This window comes from Billgrantia hypersalina (assembly GCF_052584175.1).
The window spans coordinates 764,592-770,798 of sequence record NZ_JBMIQI010000011.1 but is presented as its reverse complement, the minus strand read 5'-3'; the positions used below and the strand labels follow the sequence as shown (position 1 = coordinate 770,798).

The 6,207-nt window shown below is 66.8% G+C and carries 5 protein-coding genes and 1 pseudogene; 3 read left to right on the top strand and 3 right to left on the bottom strand.

Going from position 1 to position 6,207, the window contains the following annotated elements:
• The 3 genes and pseudogenes from ACOJCM_RS10785 to ACOJCM_RS10775 all read left to right on the top strand — a co-directional run.
• Nucleotides 1-436 (top strand): annotated as a pseudogene (locus ACOJCM_RS10785) (aldehyde dehydrogenase (NADP(+))); the annotation flags it as partial.
• Between the two features lie 3 nt (nt 437-439).
• Nucleotides 440-1,591, top strand: a complete 1,152-nt coding sequence (locus ACOJCM_RS10780) for a fumarylacetoacetate hydrolase family protein (protein ID WP_445212056.1) — start codon at nt 440-442, stop codon at nt 1,589-1,591.
• A gap of 117 nt (nt 1,592-1,708) precedes the next feature.
• The gene (locus ACOJCM_RS10775; RefSeq protein WP_445212055.1) at nt 1,709-2,473 is read left to right on the top strand and encodes a FadR/GntR family transcriptional regulator; all 765 of its coding nucleotides are present in this window, start codon (nt 1,709-1,711) and stop codon (nt 2,471-2,473) included.
• Here ACOJCM_RS10775 and ACOJCM_RS10770 read toward each other — a convergent pair.
• From ACOJCM_RS10770 to araH, 3 genes are read right to left on the bottom strand one after another with little or no spacing between them, the layout of a single operon-like run.
• A complete protein-coding gene (locus tag ACOJCM_RS10770; protein ID WP_445212054.1) occupies nt 2,470-3,348 on the bottom strand; it encodes an SMP-30/gluconolactonase/LRE family protein in 879 nt (292 codons plus the stop codon). The genes ACOJCM_RS10775 and ACOJCM_RS10770 overlap by 4 nt on opposite strands.
• Before the next feature lie 23 nt (nt 3,349-3,371).
• The gene (locus ACOJCM_RS10765; protein WP_445212053.1) at nt 3,372-5,117 is read right to left on the bottom strand and encodes an IlvD/Edd family dehydratase; all 1,746 of its coding nucleotides are present in this window, start codon (nt 5,115-5,117) and stop codon (nt 3,372-3,374) included.
• A gap of 24 nt (nt 5,118-5,141) precedes the next feature.
• Nucleotides 5,142-6,152, bottom strand: a complete 1,011-nt coding sequence (gene araH / locus ACOJCM_RS10760; protein ID WP_445212052.1) for an L-arabinose ABC transporter permease AraH — start codon at nt 6,150-6,152, stop codon at nt 5,142-5,144.
• Nucleotides 6,153-6,207 lie beyond the last annotated feature (55 nt).

Here is a 6,207-nt window from a genome sequence, read left to right as displayed (position 1 = left end):
GGCCGACTTCCTCAACGACCCCGAGCTGCAGGAGGAAGTGTTCGGTTCCACCTCGCTGGTGATCGAGTGCGCCGACCTGGCGGAAGTGAAGCGCGTGGCCGGCGAGCTCGAAGGCCAGCTGACCGCCACCCTGCAGATGGACGACGCCGACCTCGACGCGGCGAAGGCGCTACTGCCGATCCTCGAGCGCAAGGCGGGCCGGATTCTGGCCAACGGCTGGCCGACGGGCGTGGAGGTGTGTCACGCCATGGTTCATGGCGGCCCCTACCCGGCCACCTCTGATTCGCGCACCACCTCGGTGGGCAGCGCGGCGATCTTTCGCTTCCTGCGCCCGGTGTGCTACCAGGCGCTGCCGGAAGGGCTGCTGCCCGAGGCAGTGCGTGACGGCAACCCCTGGGGTGTGTCACGGTTGATCGATGGCAAACGCGAGGCATGAAACGTGAACGACGATAACAAGACCATCCATTATCTTCCCCACGATGTGGAGCAAGCCCTACTGGTGGGCCGCGTATGGAATGACGACGGCCCGGCCCTGGTGGTGGTGCGCCGAGGGGAGGTGATCGACATCTCCGCCCACTGCGACTGCATGGCCGATCTGCTCGACCGGGAAGATGCCGCCACCTTCGTGCGTGGCGTCGAAGGCGAATCGTTAGGGCAGGTCACGACCCTGCTGGCCAACTCCCTGACCGAACCGCAGGTCGCTCCCTACCTGCTCGCACCCTGCGACGTGCAGGCGATCAAGGCCTGCGGTGTGACCTTCGCCGTGAGCCTGCTGGAGCGGGTGATCGAGGAGCAGGCCGGCGGCGATGCCGCCAAGGCCAGCCAGCTACGCACCGAGCTCAATGAGCTGATCGGCCAGGACCTGTCGCGCATCGCGCCGGGGTCCGACGAGGCCATGGCACTCAAGGCGGCACTGCAGGCTCGCGGTGCCTGGTCGCAGTACATGGAGGTGGGTCTCGGCCCAGACGCCGAGGTATTCACCAAGGCGCAGCCGTTCTCCTCGGTGGGCTTCGGTGCCCGCGTGGGTCTGCACCCGGCCTCCGAATGGAACAACCCCGAGCCGGAAATCGTGCTGGCGGTGGATGCCAACGGCGAGCCCAAGGGAGCGGCGCTGGGCAACGACGTCAACCTGCGCGATATCGAGGGCCGCAGCGCCCTGCTGCTGGGCAAGGCCAAGGACAACAACGCCTCCTGCGCCATCGGCCCGTTCATCCGCCTGTTCGATGAAAACTTCACCCTCGACAGCGTCCGCGAGGCCCATGTCACGCTGCGCATCGAGGGAGAGGACGACGGCTTCCTGCTCGAAGGCGAGAGCGACATGCGCGAGATCAGCCGCGATCCGCTCAACCTGGTGCGCCAGACCGTCGGCACGCATCACCAGTATCCGGACGGCTTCATGCTGTTCCTGGGCACCATGTTCTCGCCAATCCAGGACCGCGACGGCGAGGGTCAGGGCTTTACCCACCATGTCGGCGACATCGTGACCATCGCCACGCCGGCACTGGGGGCGCTGGTCAACCGCGTCGACCGCTCCGACAGGCTGCCGCCCTGGACCTTCGGCATTCGCGCCTGGATGGCGCACCGCGGCTAGGCGTCACGAAGAGGAAATCGGCAGCGGCAAGGGCACCTTGTCGCTGCGACCTAGGCCGCATTGCTCGTATGTTCAACATATGGCACGTTGGGTGGCAAATCATCGACATGAGCCGACATGACTGCCAAGCCGCCCAAGCATCCCGCCAAGCCCGCCCGTCCCAGCGTGGCGGAGTCCCTCGCCGAAGCCATCTTTTCCGGGCGCTACCAGCCCGGCGACTTCGTTCCCAAGGAGATCGACCTGTGCCAGCAGTTCGCCATCAACCGCTCGGCGGTGAGGAGCGACCTGCGACAACTGGTCGACGTCGGCATCATCGCGCGCATTTCCGGTCACGGCTCCAAGGTCCGCGATTACGAGGAGTGGAACATCCTCGACCCCGCCGTAACCGAATGGATGACTCGCTACGCCTCGCCCAACCCGCGCATCCAGCGCGAGATTCTGGCCTTCCGCCTGGACGTCGAACCCTACGTGGCGATGACGGCGGCCAAGCGCGCCAAGGCGCTCGACCTGGTCGCCATCGAGGAAGCGCTGGAGGGCATGAGTCGCTACCTCCATGCCGAAAGCGCAGAAGAACGGCACCAGTACAGTGACCATGACGTCGCCTTCCACGTGGCCATCTTCAAGGCCAGCCACAACATTGTCTGGGCGCAGCTCTCGCACATCCTGCGCCCCTCGATCCACCTGCTGGTGGAAACGTCCAACGACAGTACCGCCGACCCCGAGGCAAGCTTCGAACGCCATCGCCGGGTCATGGAAGCGATCCGCGCCCGTCAACCGCGTGAAGCCTTCCTGGCCGCCCGGGACGTGCTGCAGGGTACTGCCGAGGCGCTGGGCATCGAGCCGGGGGATGGAACGTTGGGAAGTTGGCTCGAGCTCGCCTAGGCAGCGAACATCGGCGAAGCCAGCCCCCGAACGCCGGGAACGACGCGGAACAGGCTGCCTGCCAGTGCTTCCTGATCGCGCCCCTCGGCCGCGGTGGTGATGTAGAGCTGGTCCAGCGCGGGCCCACCGAAGGCGCAGGACGTCACCCGCGAAGCGGGAAGAATCAGGGTTTCGTCCAGCGTGCCGTCGGGCAGGAAGCGACTGACGCGCCCGCCGCCCCAGTGCGCGACCCACAGGCCGCCCTCAGCGTCGCAGGTCATGCCGTCAGGGTAGCCCTGGGTGCCGCGAAAGCGCAGATGCGCACGCTTGCCGGAGAGTTCGCCGCCTGCCGACAGATCGAAGGCGTAGACGATCCCGGCCGCCGTATCGCTGTGATAGAGCGTCGAGCCGTCGGGGCTGACAGCGGGGCCGTTGGCGACGCCGTAGCCTCGGTCGACCTGGCGCAGCTCAGCGCCATCGAGGCAGTAGAGCGCTCCCCGGCCCGGTTCCTCGTTCTCGCTCATCGAGCCGAACCAGAGCCGCCCACCACCGTCGACCATGGCGTCGTTGAAGCGGTTGCCCGCCGGCTCGTCGGGTGTGGACCAGGCATCGACGACACATGGCCCGTTCTCATCAAGACGCAGATGCACCAGCCGCGAGGCGAGCCCGGCGATGAAGCCGTCGCCATCGGCGCGCGGGGCCAACCAGCAGCACGCCTCGTCGAGCGTCCACCCCTGGGTCCTGCCGCTGGCGAAGTCATGGGCTTGCAAGCTGCGCCCCAGGATGTCGACGAACAGCAGCTGGCCGGCCTCCCCTCGTTCAGGGCACCACAGCGGGCCCTCACCCAGCCGCGCCCTGCCCCGCCAGGCACACTCGATCATCGAACCGTCAACCATGCGGCGCTCTCCTCCGAGCCGGCTCAATGCGAATGCCTCGGCACCTCGGCGCCGCGCGAGCCGCGCAGGAAGTCGAAGTCGCAACCCTCGTCGGCCTGCAGCACCCGCTCGATATAGAGCTGGCGATAGCCGCCATCGCTGGCGATCCGGCGCGACTCGGCGGTGGGGTCGCATTCGGCCAGGCGTGCCTCGAGCTCGGCGTCGCTGACCTCCAGGTGCAGCGAGCCAGCCTCGCAGTCGAGCGCGATCCAGTCGCCGTTGCGCACCGCGGCGAGCGGCCCGCCGGCGGCTGACTCGGGAGCGACGTGCAGCACCACGGTGCCGTAGGCGGTGCCGCTCATGCGCGCATCGGAGATGCGCACCATGTCGGTGATGCCCTGCTCGAGAAGCTTGGCGGGCAGTCCCATGTTGCCGACCTCGGCCATGCCGTGATAGCCGCGTGGCCCGCAGTTCTTCATCACCAGGACGCTGTCGGCGTCGACCTCCAGGTCGGGGTCGTTGATGCGCGCCTTATAGTCGTCGAAGTCCTCGAACACCACCGCCCGGCCACGATGGGTCATCAGTTCGGGGCTCGCCGCCGAGGGCTTGAGCACCGCGCCGCGCGGCGCCAGGTTACCGCGCAGCACGCACATGCCGCCATCCTCGCGCAGGGGGTTGTCGAGCGGCCGGATGACCTCGTCGTTATAAAGTGGCGCGTCCTTGACGTTTTCCCACAGCGTCCTGCCGTTGACCGTCAGCGCCTCCTTGTGCGGCAGGCGATCGGCCTCGCCCAACCGGCGCAGCACCGCAGGCAGGCCGCCGGCATAGTAGAACTCCTCCATCAGAAAGCGCCCCGACGGCTGCAGGTCGACGATGGTCGGCGTGCCGCGACCGATGCGGTGCCAGTCGTCGAGGTCAAGCTCGACCCCGATGCGACCGGCGATGGCCTTGAGATGAATCACGGCGTTGGTCGACCCGCCAATGGCGGCGTTGGTGCGGATGGCGTTCTCGAAGGCTTCCCGTGTCAGTACCTTGGAGAGACGCAGATCCTCCCAGACCATCTCGACGATGCGGTTGCCGGAGAGATGCGCCAGCACGTAGCGGCGCGAATCGACCGCCGGGATCGCCGCGTTGTGCGGCAACGAGGTGCCCAGCGACTCGGCCATGCAGGCCATGGTCGAGGCCGTGCCCATGGTATTGCACGTCCCCGCCGAGCGCGACATGCCGGCCTCCGCGGCCATGAACTCATGAATCGAGATCTTGCCCGCCTTGACCTGCTCGGAGAGCTGCCAGACCACGGTGCCCGAACCGATGTCCTTGCCCTCGTGCTTGCCGTTGAGCATCGGCCCGCCGGTGACCACGATGGTGGGGATGTCGCAGCTCGCCGCGCCCATCAGCAGCGCCGGGGTGGTCTTGTCGCACCCCACCAGCAACACCACCGCATCGAGCGGGTTGCCGCGGATCGACTCCTCGACGTCCATGCTGGCCAGGTTGCGGGTGAACATCGCCGTGGGCCGCAGCAGCGATTCGCCGTTGGAGAACACCGGGAACTCCACCGGGTAGCCCCCCGCTTCAAGCACCCCCTTCTTGACGTGTTCGGCCAGTTTGCGGAAATGCGCATTGCAGGGCGTGAGTTCCGACCAGGTGTTGCAGATGCCGATAATCGGCTTGCCCTCGAACTCATGATCGGGAATGCCCTGGTTCTTCATCCAGCTGCGATACATGAAGCCGTTCTTGTCGGCGGTGCCGAACCACTGGGCGCTGCGCAAGGGACGCTTGCGGTCGGTCATATGAGGTCTCCTGAAACCGAAGGATCATGCACGCTGGCGTCGGTTCTGCTTCCAGCGGTCGAACATCACCGCCAGCAGCAGGATCGCGCCGCGTACCAGGTATTGATAGAAGGTGGGAACGTTGAGCAGGCCCATGGCGTTCTGCACGCAGCCCATGATCAGAACGCCCACCAGCACGCCCGTGATGGTGGCTACGCCGCCGGAAAGGGCCACGCCGCCCAGCACGCAGGCCGAGATCACGGCAAGCTCCAGCCCCATCGAGGTATTGGGGTCTCCCAGGCCCATGCGCGAGGCGAGCAGCACGCCGGCGATGCCGGCCACTACGCCCTGCAGGCCGAAGACAATGATCTTGAGCCGGCGCACGTTTACCCCGGCCAGGGCCGCCGCCTCGGCATTGCCGCCGGTGGCCAGCACGTTGCGCCCGAATGCGGTCATGTTGAGCAGCACGCCGAAGATCACGAAGCAGGCGATCATGGTCCACACCGGCAGGGTCAGGCCGAGGAAGGAGGCACTGCCAAGGTCGAAGAATTCGGGCACGGTGATCATCACCGCATCGCCACCGGAGGTGATGTAGGCCAGGCCGCGCACGAACTCCATGGCGGCGAGCGTGGCAATCAACGAATTGATGCCGAACCTGGCCACCACGAAGCCGTTGAATGCCCCCACCGCGCCCCCGGCAAGCACGCCGCCGAGCACGCCGATCGCCACGCTGCCCGAGGCCGAGGTGACCACGGCGGCGACGACGCCGGCAAAGGCGACGATGGACGCCACCGAGAGATCGACCTCGCCCAGCGCCAACACCATCATCATGGTGGTGGCGATGGTGCCGATCAGGGTGATGGAGAGCAGCAGCCCCACCATGTTGCGCCCGGTGAGGAAGCCGGGGATGAACACGGCCAGTGCCACGAACAGGATGACGAAGATGGCGATCAGGCCGGAAGTGTCGAGCAGGGTGCGCAGAGGCTTGGGCAGCCCCCGGCGTGGGGGCGCCGCAGTCGTGCTGCCGTCTGCCCCAGCGAGTTTATGGGTGGTCATGTCGTATCCCTCGGATGTCACTTTGTCAGGTACTCGTCGATGCGCTGGCGATGGA